16 protein-coding genes are annotated in these 17,451 nt (G+C 71.1%); 8 read left to right on the top strand and 8 right to left on the bottom strand.

Features of this window, described 5'->3' with window-relative positions; all coding sequences use genetic code 11:
* Positions 1 to 38 precede the first annotated feature (38 nt).
* From ABT061_RS30240 to ABT061_RS30220, 5 genes are all read left to right on the top strand, one after another.
* A complete protein-coding gene (locus tag ABT061_RS30240; protein WP_350924328.1) occupies positions 39 to 827 on the top strand; it encodes a MerR family transcriptional regulator in 789 nt (262 codons plus the stop codon).
* Positions 824 to 3,169 carry a VIT domain-containing protein gene (locus tag ABT061_RS30235; RefSeq protein WP_350924326.1) on the top strand — a complete coding sequence of 782 codons (2,346 nt, stop codon included), beginning with the start codon at positions 824 to 826 and terminating at the stop codon, positions 3,167 to 3,169. The genes ABT061_RS30240 and ABT061_RS30235 overlap by 4 nt, the downstream gene beginning before the upstream one ends.
* Before the next feature lie 190 nt (positions 3,170 to 3,359).
* Entirely contained in the window at positions 3,360 to 4,217 is an 858-nt protein-coding gene (gene mmuM / locus ABT061_RS30230) for a homocysteine S-methyltransferase (RefSeq protein WP_350924324.1), read from the top strand.
* Positions 4,218 to 4,365: 148 nt separating this feature from the next.
* A complete protein-coding gene (locus tag ABT061_RS30225) occupies positions 4,366 to 5,334 on the top strand; it encodes an acetylxylan esterase (RefSeq protein WP_350924322.1) in 969 nt (322 codons plus the stop codon).
* A gap of 102 nt (positions 5,335 to 5,436) precedes the next feature.
* Positions 5,437 to 6,444 (top strand): LacI family DNA-binding transcriptional regulator, encoded by a 1,008-nt coding sequence (locus tag ABT061_RS30220; protein ID WP_350924320.1) that lies wholly within the window; start codon positions 5,437 to 5,439, stop codon positions 6,442 to 6,444.
* Positions 6,445 to 6,472: 28 nt separating this feature from the next.
* Here the strand turns inward: ABT061_RS30220 and ABT061_RS30215 are convergent, their stop codons facing one another.
* Entirely contained in the window at positions 6,473 to 7,192 is a 720-nt protein-coding gene (locus tag ABT061_RS30215) for a lysophospholipid acyltransferase family protein (RefSeq protein WP_350924318.1), read from the bottom strand.
* Between the two features lie 149 nt (positions 7,193 to 7,341).
* Between ABT061_RS30215 and ABT061_RS30210 the strand changes: the two genes are divergently transcribed.
* Together ABT061_RS30210 and ABT061_RS30205 are read left to right on the top strand one after the other, a co-directional pair.
* Positions 7,342 to 8,106: an alpha/beta hydrolase gene (locus ABT061_RS30210; protein WP_350924316.1), complete on the top strand. Its 765-nt coding sequence runs from the start codon at positions 7,342 to 7,344 to the stop codon at positions 8,104 to 8,106.
* A gap of 66 nt (positions 8,107 to 8,172) precedes the next feature.
* The gene (locus ABT061_RS30205; RefSeq protein WP_350924314.1) at positions 8,173 to 8,643 is read left to right on the top strand and encodes a hypothetical protein; all 471 of its coding nucleotides are present in this window, start codon (positions 8,173 to 8,175) and stop codon (positions 8,641 to 8,643) included.
* Between the two features lie 13 nt (positions 8,644 to 8,656).
* On the opposite strand, the gene ABT061_RS30200 is transcribed toward ABT061_RS30205, so the two are convergent.
* The 7 genes from ABT061_RS30200 to ABT061_RS30170 all read right to left on the bottom strand — a co-directional run bounded on the left by ABT061_RS30200 (position 8,657) and on the right by ABT061_RS30170 (position 15,369).
* Positions 8,657 to 9,784, bottom strand: coding sequence for a hypothetical protein (locus ABT061_RS30200; RefSeq protein WP_350924312.1), 1,128 nt, complete (start codon positions 9,782 to 9,784; stop codon positions 8,657 to 8,659).
* 141 nt (positions 9,785 to 9,925) lie between these two features.
* The gene (locus ABT061_RS30195; protein ID WP_350924310.1) at positions 9,926 to 10,636 is read right to left on the bottom strand and encodes an endonuclease/exonuclease/phosphatase family protein; all 711 of its coding nucleotides are present in this window, start codon (positions 10,634 to 10,636) and stop codon (positions 9,926 to 9,928) included.
* 248 nt (positions 10,637 to 10,884) lie between these two features.
* Positions 10,885 to 11,829 (bottom strand): ROK family glucokinase, encoded by a 945-nt coding sequence (locus tag ABT061_RS30190; protein WP_350924308.1) that lies wholly within the window; start codon positions 11,827 to 11,829, stop codon positions 10,885 to 10,887.
* A 27-nt stretch (positions 11,830 to 11,856) separates the two neighbouring features.
* On the bottom strand, positions 11,857 to 12,915 hold the full coding sequence (locus ABT061_RS30185) for a hypothetical protein (RefSeq protein ID WP_350924306.1): 1,059 nt from the start codon (positions 12,913 to 12,915) through the stop codon (positions 11,857 to 11,859).
* On the bottom strand, positions 12,905 to 14,077 hold the full coding sequence (locus ABT061_RS30180; RefSeq protein WP_350924304.1) for an ArsA family ATPase: 1,173 nt from the start codon (positions 14,075 to 14,077) through the stop codon (positions 12,905 to 12,907). The genes ABT061_RS30185 and ABT061_RS30180 overlap by 11 nt, the downstream gene beginning before the upstream one ends.
* A 30-nt stretch (positions 14,078 to 14,107) precedes the next feature.
* Positions 14,108 to 14,545: an SRPBCC family protein gene (locus tag ABT061_RS30175; protein ID WP_350924302.1), complete on the bottom strand. Its 438-nt coding sequence runs from the start codon at positions 14,543 to 14,545 to the stop codon at positions 14,108 to 14,110.
* A gap of 56 nt (positions 14,546 to 14,601) precedes the next feature.
* The gene (locus tag ABT061_RS30170) at positions 14,602 to 15,369 is read right to left on the bottom strand and encodes a metallophosphoesterase family protein (RefSeq protein WP_350924300.1); all 768 of its coding nucleotides are present in this window, start codon (positions 15,367 to 15,369) and stop codon (positions 14,602 to 14,604) included.
* Positions 15,370 to 15,567: 198 nt separating this feature from the next.
* On the opposite strand from ABT061_RS30170, the gene ABT061_RS30165 reads away from it, so the two are divergent.
* A complete protein-coding gene (locus ABT061_RS30165) occupies positions 15,568 to 17,361 on the top strand; it encodes an AMP-dependent synthetase/ligase (RefSeq protein ID WP_350924298.1) in 1,794 nt (597 codons plus the stop codon).
* The last annotated feature ends 90 nt before the right edge of the window (positions 17,362 to 17,451 follow it).

Raw genomic sequence — 17,451 nt, 5'->3', positions numbered from 1 at the left:
GATTGACAGTGTCATGATGACAGTGTCATTATCGACATATGGAATGGACCATCGGTGAACTGGCTGAGCGGGCGTCCGCGGCGCTGGCCCCCACCGCCCAGCTCAACGGGCGGGTCAGGGACGTGCCCAACGAGCGGCTCATCCGGTGGTACGCCACGATCGGCCTGCTCGATCCCCCCTTGGCCCGACGCGGCCGGGTGGCCCTGTACGGCAGGCGCCACCTGCTCCAGCTCATCGCGGTCAAGCGGCGCCAGGCCGACGGCCGGACCATCGCCGAGATCCAGGCCGAGCTGACCGGAGCCACCGACCAGACCCTGGAGTCGATCGCCCGCATCCCCGAGCGGTCGCCGGAGCACGCCATCGAGACGGTCTCCCCCAGGACGGCACGCCCGCGCTTCTGGGCCGAGCCGTCCTCGGCCCCGGCGGAGACCGGCCTCACACCACCGCAGAAACCCGCGCCACCACCGAAACCTGCCCCCTCCAGCACCCCGCCCCTTCCGGCCTCGTCCGGCGGGGCCACGCTTCCCCCCGGCCAGGCCGCGTCCCACCCGGCACCCTCCGGCCAGGCCTCACCCGATCAGGCCGCGCACGGCTCGGCCCCGTCCCACCGGCCCACGCCCCGGGCGGGCGTACCCGCAGTGGCCCCCCATCCCGCCGTGATCGTGCACGGCGTACGCCTGACGGACGGCGTGACGCTGCTGCTCGACGGCGGCGGCGGACGCCCCCCCTCACCCGACGACCTCGCCGAGATCGCCGCCGCGTCACAGGAGCTCCTGTCGCTCCTGCGCGAACGCGGCCTCACACCTCCGGAAGGAACGCAACCATGATTACCTCGATCGCAACACTGTCACCGGAGGAGTGCTCGCCCGTCCCGGACGCCGGGCTGGGGACGCTCACCACCGAGCGCGGCAACCTGCCGCTGGAGAGCGTGGACGTGACCGCCGCCGTGACCGGCCTGCTGGCCGACATCGAGCTGGTCCAGGGCTTCCACAACCCGCACGACGTGGCACTGGAGGCGACGTACGTCTTCCCGCTGCCCGACCGCGCCGCCGTGACCGCCTTCAGGATGGAGGCCGACGGACGGGTCATCGAGGGCGTGCTCAAGGAGCGCGGCCAGGCCAGGGCCGACTACGACCAGGCGATCGCCCAGGGCAAGCGGGCCGCGATCGCCGAGGAGGACCGCCCCGACGTCTTCACCATCAGGGTCGGCAACATCGTGCCCGGCGAGCGGGTCACCGTCCATCTCACGCTGAACCAGCCGCTCCCGTACGAGGACGGCGCGGCCACCTTCCGCTTCCCGCTGGTCGTCGCCCCCCGCTACATCCCCGGCACCCCGCTGGACGGCGAGCGGGCGGGCGACGGGTGGACCCCGGACACCGACGCGGTCCCCGACGCCTCCCGGATCACCCCGCCGGTGCTGCTGCCCGGCTTCCCCAACCCGGTACGGCTCTCGCTGGCCGTCTCCGTCGACCCGGCGGGGCTGGAGTTGCGCGAGATCCGCTCCAGCCTGCACGTGACTCTCCAGGAGGGCGGCACGATCCGCCTCCAGCCGGGCGAGCGGCTGGACCGCGACTTCATCCTGCGTCTGGCCGCAGATGCCTCCACCTCCCTGGCGCTGGCCCCCGACGACGAGAACGGCGAGGGCACGTTCACGCTGACCGTCGTCCCCGAGGCGGCACCCGCCGGAGCCAGGGCCAAGGACGTGGTGCTGGTGCTCGACCGCTCGGGCAGCATGACCGGCTGGAAGATGGTGGCCGCCCGGCGCGCCGCCGCCCGCATCGTCGACACGCTCACCTCACGCGACCGGTTCGCGGTGCTCTCCTTCGACACCGTCGTGGAGCAGCCGGACGGGCTCGGCGAGGGGCTCTGTGCGGCGTCCGACCGCAACCGCTACCGGGCCGTGGAGCATCTGGCCAGGCTGGAGGCGCGCGGCGGCACCGAGATGCTGGCCCCGCTTGAGCAGGCCGCCGCGCTGCTCGCCGACTCCGCCAGGGACCGGGTGCTGGTGCTGGTCACCGACGGGCAGGTGGGCAACGAGGACCAGATCCTGAAGCGGACCGGATCCCGGCTGGCCGGTGTGCGGGTGCACACGGTCGGCATCGACAGGGCGGTCAACGCCGGGTTCCTGGGCAGGCTCGCCGGGCTGGGCGGGGGCCGGTGCGAGCTGGTCGAGTCCGAGGACCGGCTTGACGAGGCGATGGAGCACATCCATCGCAGGATCGGCGCCCCGCTGGTCACCGACCTGGCCCTGCACTCCGACGGGCTCGACCTGATCACCGAGACGGTCGGCCACGTCGGCTCGATCTACCCCGGCGTCCCGTTCACCGTCCTCGGCCGCTACCGTGGCGCCGCCACCGGGGCGCTGACCGTACGGGGCCTGGACGCCGCGGGCCTGCCGTGGGAGCGGCGGGTCGCCTCGGCGACGGTGGACAACCCGGCGCTACGGGCGATCTGGGCGCGGGAGCGGCTGCGGACCCTGGAGGACCGCTACGCGATCGGCGACCGGTCGCTGGAGGCCGAGATCGTGGAGACCTCGCTCAGGTACGGGGTGCTCTGCCGGTTCACCGCCTTCGTCGCGGTCGACACGCAGGTGGTCGCCGAGGGCGGTCCCGGGCACCGGGTGATCCAGCCGGTGGAGCTGCCTAGCGGCTGGGAGAGCCCCGTCGTCGCGGCGGCGCCGATGATGCTGACCTCGATGGCCACCCCGAGCGCGGCTCCCAGGCCGCCCATGGGGCGGCCCATGGGGCCGCCCGGGATGGCCGCTCCCGGTGCCGTGCCGAAGTTCGCGGCGAGCGCGATCGGCGGCGGCCTGCCGCAGGAGGCGGCGGCCGGTGGCTTTGACGACCGCGCCCGGATGCTGCCCCGCCCGGTGCCGGCCCCCGAGCCGCAGGGCAGCCCGCAGCAGCCGCCGAGGGAACTGCTCGCCGAGGAGCTGAAGCGGCTGCGCGCCGCCGCGTCGCTGCCCGCCGCCGAACGGCTGCGCGTGCTGGAGGACCTGGGAAGCCGCCTCGCGGCCCTGGTGGTCTACCTCGGCGGCCACCCGCAGCTGGCGGCCCTGGCCGAGGAGCTGCGGGCCGGCGGGGACGTGGACGCCCTGTGGCAGCGGGCCGTGGAGGTGCTGGAGGCCCTGGTGGACACCGGCGGGCGCCGCCCGTTCTGGAAGCGATGATCTCCTCCGGGCCCGGTCGGACCACCGGACGACCGGGCCCGGAGCAGGTGTCCGCCGGGTTCCGCCGCCCGTGGCGTTCTCCGGCGCGGGACACCCGGGGCCGCGACTCCCGGCATTACGGGCACGGCCCGGCGGGGCCGGTACGGGACAGCGGGCTCCCCGGCCTCGCGGCTCCACATAAAGTAGCGGAATGGTGATTCTGGACGGCGGCCTGGCCACCCATTTGGAGGAGCTGGGCGCGGACCTGCGAGACGACCTCTGGTCGGCGAAGCTCCTGCTGGAGAACCCCTCCGTGATCCGGCAGGCGCATCTCGACTACTTCACCGCCGGTGCCGAGGTGGCGATAACGGCGAGTTATCAGGCGAGCATACCGGCGTTCCTGCGGCGGGGACTGAGCGCCGCCGAGGCCGAGGATCTGATCCTGCTCTCCGTGCACCTCGCCGCCCAGGCCAGGGACACCCACGGCTCCGGCACCGTGGCCGCCAGCGTCGGGCCGTACGGCGCCTACCTGGCCAACGGCGCCGAGTACACCGGGAAGTACGACCTCGACGAGGACGGCCTGACCGACTGGCACCGCGACCGCTGGCACATCCTGGCCGACAGCGAGGCCGACCTGCTGGCCTGCGAGACCATCCCCTCCTACCCCGAGGCGAGGGCGCTCCGGCGGCTGCTGGCCGAGACGCCGGGGATGCGGGCGTGGGTGAGCTTCTCCTGCCGCGACGGCGAGCACATCAACGACGGCACCCCGCTGCGGACCGCGGCCCGCCTGTTCGCCGGCAACCCCCAGGTGATCGCGATCGGCGTCAACTGCACGGCACCGCGCCACGTGCTCAACCTGATCTCCCAGATCAAGGGCAAGCCCACCATGGTCTACCCCAACTCCGGCGAGGTCTGGGACTCGGCGAACCACCGCTGGCTCGGGCTGGCCGACCCGGTGGAGTTCGGCGAGGCGGCGGCCGGGTGGAACGCGGCGGGTTCCGCCTTCGTCGGCGGCTGCTGCCGCACCACGCCGGAGCACATCCGCCAGATCCGCGCCCACCTGACCTGACCGGGTGAGGTCCCGCCGTCACCTCGCCGGCGGGACCTCGGCGGCCGGGCCGGAACCGCGCACTACTCCCGGTCAGCGCGACGGCCTACGGTAGTGATCGGCCGGCGCCCAGAGCGCGTCGGAGCGCGTTCCGCCCCCGGGAGGTCTCTTGTTCGTCGACATGCCCCTCGACCGGCTCAGGCAGTACCGGCCCGAGCGCCGGGAACCCGGCGGGTTCGACGCCTTCTGGGCGAGGACGCTTGCCGAGACCCGCGAGCACGACCTGAACGCCGTCTTCACCGAGGTGGAGACGGACCTGGCCCTGGTCCGCTGTTTCGACGTCGGCTACGCGGGCTTCGGCGGTCAGGAGATCAAGGGCTGGCTGCTGCTGCCCGCCGCGGCCGAGGAGCCGCTGCCGTGTGTGGTGCAGTACATCGGCTACAACGGCGGCCGGGGGCTGCCGCACGACTGGCTCACCTGGCCCGCGGCCGGATGGGCGGTCCTCGTCATGGACTCCCGCGGGCAGGGCGGCGGCTGGCGGCCCGGTGACACACCCGACCCGGTGGGAGGCACCGGGGCGCAGAGCAGCGGCAAGCTCACCCAGGGCGTGTCCGACCCCGACGACTACTACTTCCGGCGCCTCTACACCGACGGGGTCAGGGCGGTCGAGGCCGCCCGCGCGCACCCGCTGGTGGACGCCTCGCGCATCGTCGTCTCCGGCGGCAGCCAGGGCGGCGGCCTCGCGATGGCGGTGAGCGCGCTGGTACCCGGCCTGCTGTTCGCCTTCATCGACGTGCCGTTCATGTCGCACATCCGCCGCGCCGCCGAGATCACCGACGAGGACCCCTACGCCGAACTCGGCCGCTTCCTCAAGTCCAACCGCCACCGGGTCGACCAGGTCTTCGCCACCCTCGACCACTTCGACGGCATGAACTTCGCCGCCCGCAACACCACGCCCGCGCTCTTCTCCGTCGGCCTGCGCGACGGCATCACCCCCGCCTCCACGGTCTTCGCCGCCTACAACCACTACGCTGGCGACAAGGACATCCGGGTGTGGGCCTTCAACGGCCACGAGGGGGGCGAGTCCGACCAGATCGCCGAGCAGCTCAGGATCGCCAGGAAACTGCTGACAGGCTGACCGCCCGATATGGAGCAAAACGTTTTATTTAAAAGCCGGAGGTAGGCCGTAGATGGTGACTTCACTGGCACTTGCCCCGTTATTACGTTTTAATCAGTGCACATGAGTTCGGTGAGCATCAAGGAAGTGGCCGCGCGGGCCGGAGTCTCCCCGGGAACGGTCTCCAACGTGCTCAACCGCCCGGAGAAGGTCGCCGAGTCCACCCGCTCCCGGGTCGAGGAGGCCATTCGTGAGCTGGGGTTCGTCCGGCACGGCTCCGCCTCCAGTCTGCGGGCCGGGCACAGCCGCACCGTCGGCCTCTCGGTCATCGACATCGGCAACCCCTTCTTCACGGATGTGGCCGCCGGGGTCGAGGAGGTGGCCAGCGAGCGCGGGTACGCGGTGATCCTGGGCAACTCCTCGGGCGACAGGCTCAAGGAGGAGCGCAACCTGCTGGTCTTCGCCGAGCAGCGGGTCCGCGGGGTGCTCATCACCCCCGCCGGGGGGAACCTGGCCAAGCTCGACCAGCTCAGGGAGCGCGGCATCAACGTGGTCCTGGTGGATCACCCCGCCGAGCGCGCCGACCAGTGCTCGGTGGCGGTCAACGACATCACCGGCGGCTTCCTCGCGGTCTCCCACCTGCTGGCCGCCGGGGCCGACCGGATCGCCTACGTCACCGGCCCCCTCACCATCCGCCAGTGCTCCGACCGCCTGACCGGCGCCGAGCGGGCGCTGGCCGCGACGGGTCGCGACCCCGGGCAGACGCTGGAGGAGGTCGCGATGAACGCGATGAACGCCAAATCCGGGCAGCAGGCCGCGGAAAAGCTCGTCGCCGAGGGGCGGCTGCCGGACGCCGTGTTCTGCGCGAACGATCTGCTGGCCCTCGGCATGCTGCGGGGGCTGCTCCACGCGGGCGTGCGGGTCCCCCAGGACATCCTGCTCATCGGTTACGACGACATCGACTTCGCCTCGGCGTCGGCGGTCTCGCTCAGCTCGATCCGGCAGCCGACCCACCGGCTCGGCAGGGTGGCCACCGAACTGCTGCTCGACGAGTGCGACAACCCGGAGTCCCACGCCCACCAGCAGGTCATGTTCCAGCCCGAGCTGATCGTCCGCGAGTCGACCCGCTGATCTCCGCCTGGCCGGCCGCCCGGGACGTTCAGGTGCGCTCGCGCGCCTGAACGATGGCCTCCTTGGCGGCGCGGGCGGCCTCGGCCTTGGCACTCGCGGCGTACCTGTCGACGTACTCCTGGCCGGAGAGCTCCATCAGCGCGTACATGATCTCGTCGGTGACGGCGCGCAGCACGAGGCGGTCCTCCTCCATCCCGTAGTAGCGGGTGAAGTCCAGTGGCTTGCCGAACTTCACACCGGGACGGATGCCCAGCTTGGGCAGGATGCGGCCGGGAGGCATCATCTCGAAGGTGTTGACCATCGCCCACGGGATGACCGGCACGCGCGACTCCAGCGCCAGGCGGGCCACCCCGGTCTTGCCCTTGTAGAGACGGCCGTCGTGGGAGCGGGTGCCCTCGGGGTAGATGGCGAGCACATGGCCCTCGTCAAGGATGCGCCTGCCGGTGCGGAGCGCCGCCTCGCTGGCCTTGCCCCCTGAGCGGTCGATCGGGACGGTGCCGACACCACTGAAGAAGGCTCTGCTCAGCATGCCCTTGAGGCCGCGGCCGGTGAAGTAGTCGGACTTGCCGAGAGAGATCACCTTGCGCCGCAGGAAGAGCGCACCGAAGAAATGGTCGGCGAACGACAGGTGGTTTCCGGCCAGGATCACCGGCCCCTGCCTCGGCACGTTGTCCACGCCCTCCACCCACGGGCGGAAAGTCACGTGGAGTAGGGGTCCGAGGATCGCCTTCACCACCCAGTAGAACACTCCATGCTCCTTCAGTTGACAGGCGAGGACCTGGAGTTATCCTCCCACTTCCGGCCTCGGTCACCTACACCACCGAACCACCCAAATCGACCTCTCGCAAAACACGCCCCAGTCGTGCGACGATCGGGCGAACCTTACAAGGAGCCGCGATGCCAGTCATGCCCGGTGCGGAGGCGTACCACCATGTGGGAGGACAGATCGGCGTCCTGCTCTGTCATGGATTCACCGGATCGCCACAGTCCCTGCGTCCGTGGGGCGAGTACCTGGCGGCGGCGGGCATCACCGTGTCGCTGCCACGACTGCCCGGCCACGGCACCACCTGGCAGGAGATGAGCCACACCCGCTGGGAGGACTGGTACGCCGAGCTGGACAAGTCCCTGGCGGACCTGCGTGGCAACTGCGCCGAGGTCTTCGTCATGGGCCTGTCGCTCGGCGGCTGCATGGCGCTGCGGCTGGCCGAGGTGCACGGCGACCGGATCAGGGGGCTGGTGATCGTCAACCCGTCGGTGGCCAACGACGTGCCGCTGCTCAGGCTGGCCCCCCTGCTCAGGTTCGTGATCGCGTCGGTGCCCGGCGTGGCGGGGGACATCAAGAAGGAGGGGGCGACCGAGCTCGGCTACCCGCGCACACCGGTCAAGGCCGCGGCCACCCTCCCCCGGCTCTGGTCACTGACGCAGTCGGAGCTGAGCAAGATCACCCAGCCCGTACTGGTTTTCCATAGTCCACAGGATCATGTTGTGAAACCGGCGAGTGTGCGTATTCTGCGTGAGAGGCTGACCGGGGGGAATCTGAATGTGGTGGAGCTCGCCAACAGCTACCACGTCGCGACTCTTGACAACGATGCGGATCAGATCTTTGCGGGGAGCCTGGAGTTCATCAAGACGAACGCGTCTGTACCCTTGCAGAGAGACTGATCCCGAGCGGAGGATGCGCGGTCTCCGGGAGAAAGTGATCGGCCGATGAACAATGGGCCCAGCTAAGTGACACCTCAAAGTGACGAGGACGAGGTCTGGCGTCAGATCGTCGCGTCCTTCAACGACCCCGCCGAGCATGACTCGGCACATCAGCCCTGGCCGGACAGCGAGAACCTTCCGGCCGAACCTCCGCGACGGGTGATCAAGCAGTCGGACGAGGAAGACCTCCTGCGTGAGGACGACCCGGCCGACGACGACTCCGACAGCGAACGGAGTGACGGCGAGGAGGAGGAGCACTACGTGCCTCCGCCACCACCCCCGCTGCCCAAGACCGACGCCACCACCAAGATCGCATGGTTGGCCCTGTTCGGCGGGCCCGCCTACCTGCTGCTCAGCGCCGCGCTCAGCTGGAACCTGCAGGGCTGGATGCTGTTCACCGCGGTCGCCGCGTTCATCGGCGGTTTCGTGGCGCTGGTGGTCCGCATGGGCGACGGCCCGCCCAACGACTCCGGCTGGGACGACGGCGCGGTCATCTGAGCGGGGCCCGGCCCTACGGCTTGGCGCGCACCGGGGTGCCGAAGCGCTCGATCACGTCCGTGTACTTGCCGGAGGCGTCGACCACGTGGCCGACCGACCACACGGTGCCGGTGCCCGGCAGACAGGTCACGGCCTGGAGCCTCACCGTCCGGGAGTCGGTGCTCTCGGGACCGCGCAACGCCTTGACCTTGTGCCCGTCGTAGCGGAGCAGGAACGCCTCGCCGGGCCGGTCCAGATCGACCCCGGAGATCCAGAAGTGGCCCTTGCGGTCACCGGTCACCCCGTACAGGCGGATGTCACCGGCGGGCAGGGACACCCGGGACCACTTCTTGCCGTTCCACGACAGAATCAACGGGACGGTCTCGCCGGCCCCCCGGTAGAGGCCACCCACGGCGAGTGCCCGCTTCGGCCCGTCGAGGTGGACGTCACGCAGGTAGCCGCCGGGAATCTCGGGGGTCTTGAAAGGCTTCCAGCGCCCGCCGGACTGCCTCATGATCAACGGCCTGCCCGCGGCGTCGCCCACCGCCCACCCGTCGCTCTTGCCCGACAGCGCCACGCCGTACAACATGCCCCTGCCGGAAAGCTGGGTGAGCTTCCACTTCGAACCGGTGCCGGTCACGAGCAGGGGCTGCTTGTCACGGCGGCCGACGGCGACCACCCTGCCGGGGACGGCCGCCACCCCGCCCAGCCAGTCACCCGCGTGCAGCTTGTCGACGACGACCCTGTCGAAGGCCGCCCCGTCTCCCTTCGCCAGGTAGGGAAGACCGTCATGTCCCTCACCGACGGCCCACAGCTCCGACGCCGAGGCGGCCGCGACGGAACGCAGGGGCCCCGCGCCCGTCGGGTCGTTGCGGATGCCGACCTCTTTCCAGGAGGAACCGTTCCAGTGGGTGATCGCGCCACGGCTCTGCCAGACGTCCCAGACGCTCTGCTGGCCCACCGCCCACACACTCGTGGCCGAGACGCCCACCACGTCGGAGAGTGATCCGTCACTGCTCAGGCCCGCGCTGGCCGGAGCCTGCCAGGCCTCGGCCACGGGCGGGCTGACGGGATCGGCATGTGCTGGAAAGGTGTGCGAGGACAGCAGGATGAGGCCTCCCGCGCAGAGAGCCAGCGCACGCCGCGGAAGGCGACGGGTCATGTTTCAAATGGTACGGGGCTCGTCCCCTCCCCGTGTCCCGGTCTCTCCAGTTGACGGGCGCGATCCGGAAAGACGCCCTACCGTTCGTCACGAAAACCCTGATCCCACCGGTTTTCTCAGCTCCCCGGGAAAGCCGGCTCTTCAGGGGTGAGGTCCGGGGTGCCGATGATCCAGTTCAGCGACCACCGGCAGGTGGTCGGTGGCGGCCACCAGGTCTGCCGGATCGGCCTCGACACCCCCGCAGGAGAGCACGGAGAGGCCGGCCATCGCGAAGATCGCGTCAATCCGCTTGTGCGGCCCCCTGGCCGGGAAGGTGAAGCCGTCACCGCGCGGTGAGACCGGGTAGCAGTCGGTCAGCCGCTCGGCGAGGTGCTGCCAGCTCGGCTGCCCGGACTGCTCGTTGATGTCTCCGGCCAGCACCGGCAACGCGCCGAACCGGCCGGCCACCTCTCCCAGGAGCCTCACCGCCTCGCCCGCGTGCCGGCGCCTGGCCGTCTCGTCGAGGTCCAGGTGGATGGAGCCGACGGCGACCCGCCGCTCCTCCGCCTCCACCACGGCGATCGCGATGGCCCGCCGCTCCAGGGGGAAGAAGGGCTCCAGCAGGTGCCCCTCCCCGTGCAGCAGCCGCACGCCGGGACCGGTCAGCACGGCGACACCGCCCCTGCGGCGGCCGGCCGCCACGGACAGTCCGCCGAAGGCCGCCAGCCGTCTGCGCCTGCGGCGCCAGCAGAGGAACCGGGGCGCCTCCTGCACGCAGAGCACGTCCGCGCGGAGCGCGGCGACCACCCGCTTCAGCGCCGGGATGTCGTCCCTCATCGAACGCACGTTGTAGCTGGCGATCCTGAGCACCACGGCTGCCTCACTTCGCGACGCGTGACGCGAGGGTAACCGCGCACCGCCGGACATACCAGCCATCCATCCCTAATCGGTATACGGGCCGTCGGCGGGCGGCGGTGCGTGCCGACCGCCCAAGCTCTCCGGCGGAGGTCTACGGCAGGCGCGGCCCGAAACCGGGCAGGGCCGAGCGGTGCTCCTGCCGGACGCGCTGAGGGCGGCCCGGCGGGGCCTTCCTCAGCGCGTCTTTTCGAGGAGGACCCCGGTCAGCGCCTGCGGGCGAGATCCGCGGCCCCCACCAGGCCCGCAGAGGCACCCAACTCGGCCGGCCGGATGTCGGCCAGCGGGCGGTGCCCCCGGCCACTCAGGTGCGTGGCGAAGAACTCGCGGGTCTCGTCGATCCACAGATCCGCGGCGCGCGAGACACCGCCGCCGAGCACGAAGCAGCCGGGGTCGAGGACGGCGACGAGGTCGGCCAGCCCCCGGCCGATCCAGCGGGCCATCGAGGAGAACGCGGCCAGCGCGGCCGGGTCGCCCTGCCTGGCGGCCTCGGTGACCTCGTGGCCCTCGATCTGCTCCGGCGTACCGCCGGCGATCTTCAAGAGCGTGACGGCCCTGTCCGGCTCGGCCTCGGCGATCTTCCTGGCCTCGTGGACCAGGGCACTGCCGCTGGCGTACTGCTCCCAGCAGCCGAGGTTGCCGCACCCGCACTGACGCCCCTGGGGGACCGCCTGCATGTGGCCGAACTCGGCGCCCATGCCCCAGCGCCCCCGGTAGAGGGAGCCGTCGAGCACGATGCCGCCGCCGATGCCGGTGCCGACGGTCACGCACACCAGGTGGCTCTCCCCTCGGCCGGCGCCGAACCTGGCCTCACCCCACGCCATCGCGTTGGCGTCGTTCTCCACCACGACGGGCAGGCCGACCAGGTCGGAGACCTTCTTCCGCAGGGGCTCCTCGCGCCAGGCGAGGTTGGGGGCGAACCGGACGATGGACCGGGTCTCGTCCACGAACCCGGCGGCGCCGAGACCGACGGCCTCGATCTCGCGGCCCCTGGCGAGCTCCAGGATCGCGTCACCGATGGTGTGGGCGACCTGCTCGGGGTTCTCGGCCGGGGTGGGCCGCAGCAGGTGCGCGACGATCTGGCCGTCCTCGTCGACGACTCCCGCCGCGACCTTCGTACCGCCGATGTCCACGCCGATGGTCAGCGCCATTGTCCGTTTCTTCCTCTCCCCCTGGGCTCACCCCAGGTCGATGTGCTCCACGGGGGTGTCCTCGCGCTCCCGTGTCCGCTGGCCGGGCGCGGGTTTGCCGAGCCCCTCGACCGCCGACTTGAAGGCGGCGAACAACTCGGTGCCGGCCTGCATGAGGTGGTCGGTGACGGCGGCTCCCGACTCACGCTGCGCGGCCATCGCGCGGCAGACGGGGCAGGCCCGGCAGATGTACTCCTCGGGCTCGGAGACCGCCTCCTCCCACACGTCCCGCTCTCTTCCTCGACCGCCACCGGAGAACGCGCTGCCGAAACCGGTCATCGTGCCCTTGATCAGATTCTTGCCCAGTTCCCTGGCCGCCTTCTGCTGCAGCGTGTCGAAGAGTTTGAACGCCTCCTCGGCGGCGGTGCCCAGCGGGTCCCTACCTGCTTCGGCCCGCTCCTCGCGCACCCGCTCGTCTCGCCCGGCGCGCTCGTCTCGCCCGCGCTCCTCGTTCCCGCCCGGCTCCTCGCGCTCGCCGGGGCGGCCCCACGGGGTCCAGCCGGTCCGCTCCTCGCGCCGGGCCCGATCGGCGCGCTCGAACCACTCGGCGCGCGCGTCGCGCTCGGCCTGCTCCGAGGTCGGGGGCCGCCCGGAATCCGAAGCCTCGGCCACGACCTCGATCCGCTCGACGGACTCGGTCCTCGCCTCAGCCGGCTTGACAGGCTCGGCCGATTCGGTACGCCCGGACTTCGCGGCTCCCCCGGCAGGCTTCGCGCGGCGGCTCCTCTGGACCTTCTCGGCGCCTCCGGTGTCGACGGCCTCGGCGGCGACCTCCGGCGTCACGACGTCAGCGGCCTTACGCGGCCTTCTGGGCGCACGCGGCTTCGAAGTCTTCCCGGCGCCTCCGGTGTCGACGGCCTCGGCGGCGACCTCCGGCGTCACGACGTCAGCGGCCTTACGCGGCTTTCTGGGCGCACGCGGCTTCGAGGCCTTCTCGGCGCCTCCGGTATCGGCGACCTCCGGGGTCACAACGTCGGCGGCCTTACGCGGCTTTCTGGGCGCACGCGGCTTCGGGGTCTTCTCTGCGTCATTCGTGTTATCGGTCATCAGGCCCTCCCGCTTCGAACCGTACCCGGAGAAATCCATCTCGGAGCGCGGCTTCCCGCACCGACCTGCGAGCCAGCGCGGCGGGCAGGGCCAGGACCCGGCGGTAGGAACCGGCGTTGACGATCAGTTCGTCGCCCTTGCGCGCCAGATCCACCTCGTTCTTGTCCGCGAGCGGCAGGGCCAGGATCAGCTCGCCCTCGGCGGTGATCCGCAGCGGCGGGTCGACGGAGGGTGGGGCGAAGGGGTCGCTCCCGCGGTACATGGCCTCGGCGACACCGGCGAGGGCGTCGAGGCCGACGGGCTCGGCCTCGAGGTAGGGCACGGTGTGCACGGGCAGCGGCGCGAAGGACTCCTCGACCTCGGCCAGGTGCAGGGCCTGGGCCCGCACCCACCGCTGCCGCCACTCGTCGGCGCCCTCCGAGGGGAAGACCCGGTTGGCGATCACCGCGTCGACGCGGTAGCCGTACAGGCTGAGGGAGGTGAGCGTGCGGCGGGCCTCGGCCAGCACGACGGCCTCCGGGGTGAGCACCAGCCGGACACTCGCGCCGGGCCCGGTGAGCAGCTCGCGCACCTCCAGCAGCCCCCGGTGGAGCCGCTCCCCCGCGCCCACCACGTGGTCTTCCGGCACGCTGACCTGCGCCAGGCGGCGGATCAGCGGGGAGAGGGTGCGCAGCAGCCGCCTGCCTACGGGCAGCAGCCGGTTCACGTGCCAGTCGAGGGCCTCGGGCAGGGCCAGCAGCCTGAGCGTCTCGGCGGTCGGGGCGCAGTCGATGACGATGACGTCCCACAGCCCGCTGCGCGCCTGCTCGCGCAGCTCCAGCAGCGCGATGACCTCCTCGGCGCCGGGCAGCACCGTGATCTCCTCGGCGGTCACCTCGTCGAGGCCGAGCTCGGCGAAGACGCCCCTGGCATAGTCGCGCAGCTCGCCCCACTGGCGCTCCAGCGCCCGTTGGGTGTCGACCTGATGCAGGGAGAGGCCGGGGGCGATCTCGGTGGGTTCCTCCCCCACGGGCACGCCGAGGGCGTCGGCCAGCGAGTGGGCGGTGTCCGTGGAGACCACCAGGGTCTTGAGGCCGGACCGGGCGGCGAGGGTGGCGGTGGCCGCGGCGGCGGTCGTCTTGCCGACGCCGCCCTTGCCGGTGAAGAGCAGAACCCGGCTCACGTCATCCTCCCGAGGGACGGTTCCGCGACCTCATCGGGTCTCGACGCGCTTCTTCAGCCCCTTCAGGGCGGTGTCGACGATGACCTTCTCCGCCTTCCGCTTGATCATGCCGATCATCGGCACCTTGAGGTCGACGGCGAGTTCGTACGTCACCTCGGTGCCGCCGCCCGCGTCGGTGAGACGGTAGCTCCCGGTGAGCCCGGAGAGCATCTTCCCCGCCTCGGCGATGCTCCAGTCGACGGACTCGTCGCCGTTCCAGGTGTAGCGGAGGGTGTACTCGTCGCTGATCACACCCGCGTCGAGGACGAACCTGACCGTGGCCGGGCGGCCGTCCTCCCCGGTGGAGAGGATCCGCGCGGACCTCACCTGGCCCGCCCACTGGGGGTAGGAGGGGAAGTCGGCGATGACCGCCATGATGGTCGACCGGTCCGCGCCGATCGTGATGCTGGAGGTGGTGCGATCAGCCATGGGCCAACCGTACTGCTTCACGATCGTCCGCGTACGCCCGGCGGGGCCGGTGGTGGCTACCACTCCAACGCGAAGGGAACACCCCTGTTCCTGAAGTGCCCCACGTTGAGGCACTCTGTCCTGCCGACCCGGGTGCGGGCGGCGAGGGGCTGGTGCACGTGACCGAAGAGGGCGTAGCGCGGCTGGGTCCGCCGGATCGCCTCCAGAGTGGCCTCGCTGCCCCGCTCGAACCGCCGGGCCACCACGTCGTAGAGCAGCTCGGGGATCGCCGGCGGAATGTGGCAGCAGAGCACGTCGACCTCGCCGACGGCCTCCACCTTGCGGGCGAACTCCTCCTCGTCGATCTCGTACGGGGTCCGGTACGGGGTGCGCAGCCCGCCCCCGACGAAGCCGAAGCGCAGGCCGCCGATCTCCACGGTCTCGCCGTCGAGCACCCGGTGGCCCTCGCGCACGTAATCGGGCCAGTAGTGCGGCAGGTCCACGTTGCCGTAGGTGAGGTAGGCGGGGGTCGGCATCGCGGCGAAGATCTCACCGTACTGCCGCCTGACGGAGCGCTCGATGTGCTCGCGCGGGCCGCCCTCCAGCGACGCCCAGAGCGCCGAGGACATCGCCCGCGCCTCCTCGAACCGCTTGGCCGTCCGCAACGCGATGAACTCCGTCGCCCGCTCCGCCCCGAAGAGCTCGGCGAAGATGCCCTGGGAGTGGTCGTCGTAGTCGACGAACAGGATCAGGTCCCCCAGGCAGATCAGGGCGTCGGCGCCGTCCCCCGCGCGGGCCAGCGCGTCGGCTCTCCCGTGTACGTCGCTGACGACATGAACCCGCATGCCGGACATCCTAACCACCCACAAATACCGTCATAAGTAACAAACCTCACACGGCGGCGCGGCCAATGACTCCAGGCGAGAGCAGTTGGTACGGTGAAATCGCCTTTCATAACGCCTGGGTGACGAATTTACTCATGCGTAACTTATCGCGATAGCTTCCAGGCAGCCCATCGATCCGTGCGTCTCCAGGAGTGATCCGTGCGTGAGTACAGCGTCCCCGTGCTGGTGGATGTCCCCGCCTCCGCCAACCTGACCGACACGGTGTTCCGGCGTGCCGAAGAGGAGCCGGGCGCCGTCGCCCTGCGCCGCAAGGTCGGCGACGACTGGGCCGCCGTCACCGCCCGCGAGTTCCGCGACCAGGTCGCGGGAGTGGCCAAGGGCCTGATCTCGGCCGGCGTCGAACCCGGCGACCGGGTGGCGCTGATGTCGCGCACCCGCTACGAGTGGACCGTGATCGACTACGCGATCTGGGCCGCCGGCGCGGTCAGCGTGCCGATCTACGAGTCCTCCTCGGCCGACCAGGCCTCCTGGATCATCTCCGACAGCGGCGCGAAGGCCGTCTTCGTCGAGCTGGACTCGAACGAGGAGACGGTCCGCGAGGGCATCTCGGAGCTGCCCGGCCTCAAGGACGTCTGGCGCATCGAGGGTGGCGCCCTGGACGAGCTGACCGCGCTCGGCGCCGAGGTCGGCGACGACACGCTCGCCGAGCGCAGGTCCAGCCGCGGCATCGCCGACCTGGCCACCATCGTCTACACCTCGGGCACCACCGGCAGGCCCAAGGGCTGCCGGCTGACCCATGACAACCTGCTGTTCACCGCCAGGAACGTCGCGCACGGCCCGCTGGAGCGCCTCTTCACCGTGGACGACAGGGCGGCGCTGCTCTTCCTGCCGCTCGCGCACGTCTTCGCCCGCATCATCGAGATCGTGCTGATCGAGACGGGCACGGTCCTCGCGCACACCCCCAACATGAAGAACGTCGGCCCCGACCTGCAGGCTTTCAAGCCCACGTTCCTGCTGGGCGTGCCCCGCGTGTTCGAGAAGGTCTACAACGCCGCCGAGCAGAAGGCCACCGCCGACGGCAAGGGGAAGATCTTCCACGCCGCGGCGGATACCGCCGTCGCCTGGAGCAGGGCGGAGTCCACCGGCGGCGCGGGGCTGGGCCTGAGGCTCAAGCACGCCCTGTTCGACAGGCTCGTCTACGGCAAGCTGCGCGCCGCGACCGGCGGCAGGCTGACCGCGGCCGTGTCCGGCGGCTCCGCCCTGGGCGAGCGGCTCGGCCACTTCTTCCGCGGCGTGGGCATCGAGGTGCTCGAGGGCTGGGGCCTCACCGAGACCTCGGCGCCTTCCTCGGTCAACCTGCCGGGGGCCAACAAGATCGGCACCGTCGGCAAGCCGTTCCCCGGCGTCACCATCGGCATCGGCGAGCACGGCGAGGTGCTCGTCAAGGGCCGCCATGTCTTCGAGGGCTACTGGAACAACGACGAGGCCACCGCCATGGCGATCGACAAGGACGGCTGGTTCCACACCGGCGACATCGGTGAGCTGGACGGGGACGGCTACCTGCGCATCACCGGCCGCCAGAAGGAGATCATCGTCACCGCCGCGGGCAAGAACGTCGCCCCGGCCCCGATGGAGGACCACATCCGCGCCCACCCGCTGATCAGCCAGGCGATGGTGGTCGGCGACGACAGGCCGTTCGTCGCGGCGCTCATCACGCTCGACGCCGAGGCCCTGGAGCAGTGGAAGGCCGCCAACGGCAGGACGGACGCGGACCTCGCCACCCTCAGCTCCGACCCGGCCATCGTCGCCGAGGTGCAGAAGGCCGTGGACAACGCCAACAAGTTCGTCTCCAAAGCCGAGCAGATCAAGAAGTTCACCGTGCTCGACGTCGACATCAGCGAGGAGAGCGGACACCTCACCCCGACCCTCAAGGTCAAGCGCGCCGTCGTGATGCGCGACTTCGCCAAGCAGGTCGAGTCCCTCTACGGCTAGGCCCTGTCCTGCGGATCTTGCCGTGGCGAGGATCGGTCAGGTGGTGTCTCGCAAGGCGGAGGAGGGAGCCGCAGCGTGCTGCGGTGACCG

This window comes from Streptosporangium sp. NPDC002544, from assembly GCF_040295965.1.
Classification (GTDB): domain Bacteria; phylum Actinomycetota; class Actinomycetes; order Streptosporangiales; family Streptosporangiaceae; genus Streptosporangium.
This window is presented reverse-complemented; position numbering and strand designations above follow the sequence as displayed.

Excerpts from the sequence above, each read along its gene's own strand:
- ABT061_RS30240 (WP_350924328.1), top strand. The coding sequence starts at position 39 with ATGGAATGGACCATCGGTGAACTGGCTGAGCGGGCGTCCGCGGCGCTG.
- ABT061_RS30235 (WP_350924326.1), top strand. The coding sequence starts at position 824 with ATGATTACCTCGATCGCAACACTGTCACCGGAGGAGTGCTCGCCCGTC.
- mmuM (WP_350924324.1), top strand. The coding sequence starts at position 3,360 with ATGGTGATTCTGGACGGCGGCCTGGCCACCCATTTGGAGGAGCTGGGC.
- ABT061_RS30220 (WP_350924320.1), top strand. The coding sequence starts at position 5,437 with ATGAGTTCGGTGAGCATCAAGGAAGTGGCCGCGCGGGCCGGAGTCTCC.
- ABT061_RS30210 (WP_350924316.1), top strand. The coding sequence starts at position 7,342 with ATGCCAGTCATGCCCGGTGCGGAGGCGTACCACCATGTGGGAGGACAG.
- ABT061_RS30200 (WP_350924312.1), bottom strand. The coding sequence starts at position 9,784 with ATGACCCGTCGCCTTCCGCGGCGTGCGCTGGCTCTCTGCGCGGGAGGC.
- ABT061_RS30190 (WP_350924308.1), bottom strand. The coding sequence starts at position 11,829 with ATGGCGCTGACCATCGGCGTGGACATCGGCGGTACGAAGGTCGCGGCG.
- ABT061_RS30185 (WP_350924306.1), bottom strand. The coding sequence starts at position 12,915 with ATGACCGATAACACGAATGACGCAGAGAAGACCCCGAAGCCGCGTGCG.
- ABT061_RS30175 (WP_350924302.1), bottom strand. The coding sequence starts at position 14,545 with ATGGCTGATCGCACCACCTCCAGCATCACGATCGGCGCGGACCGGTCG.
- ABT061_RS30170 (WP_350924300.1), bottom strand. The coding sequence starts at position 15,369 with ATGCGGGTTCATGTCGTCAGCGACGTACACGGGAGAGCCGACGCGCTG.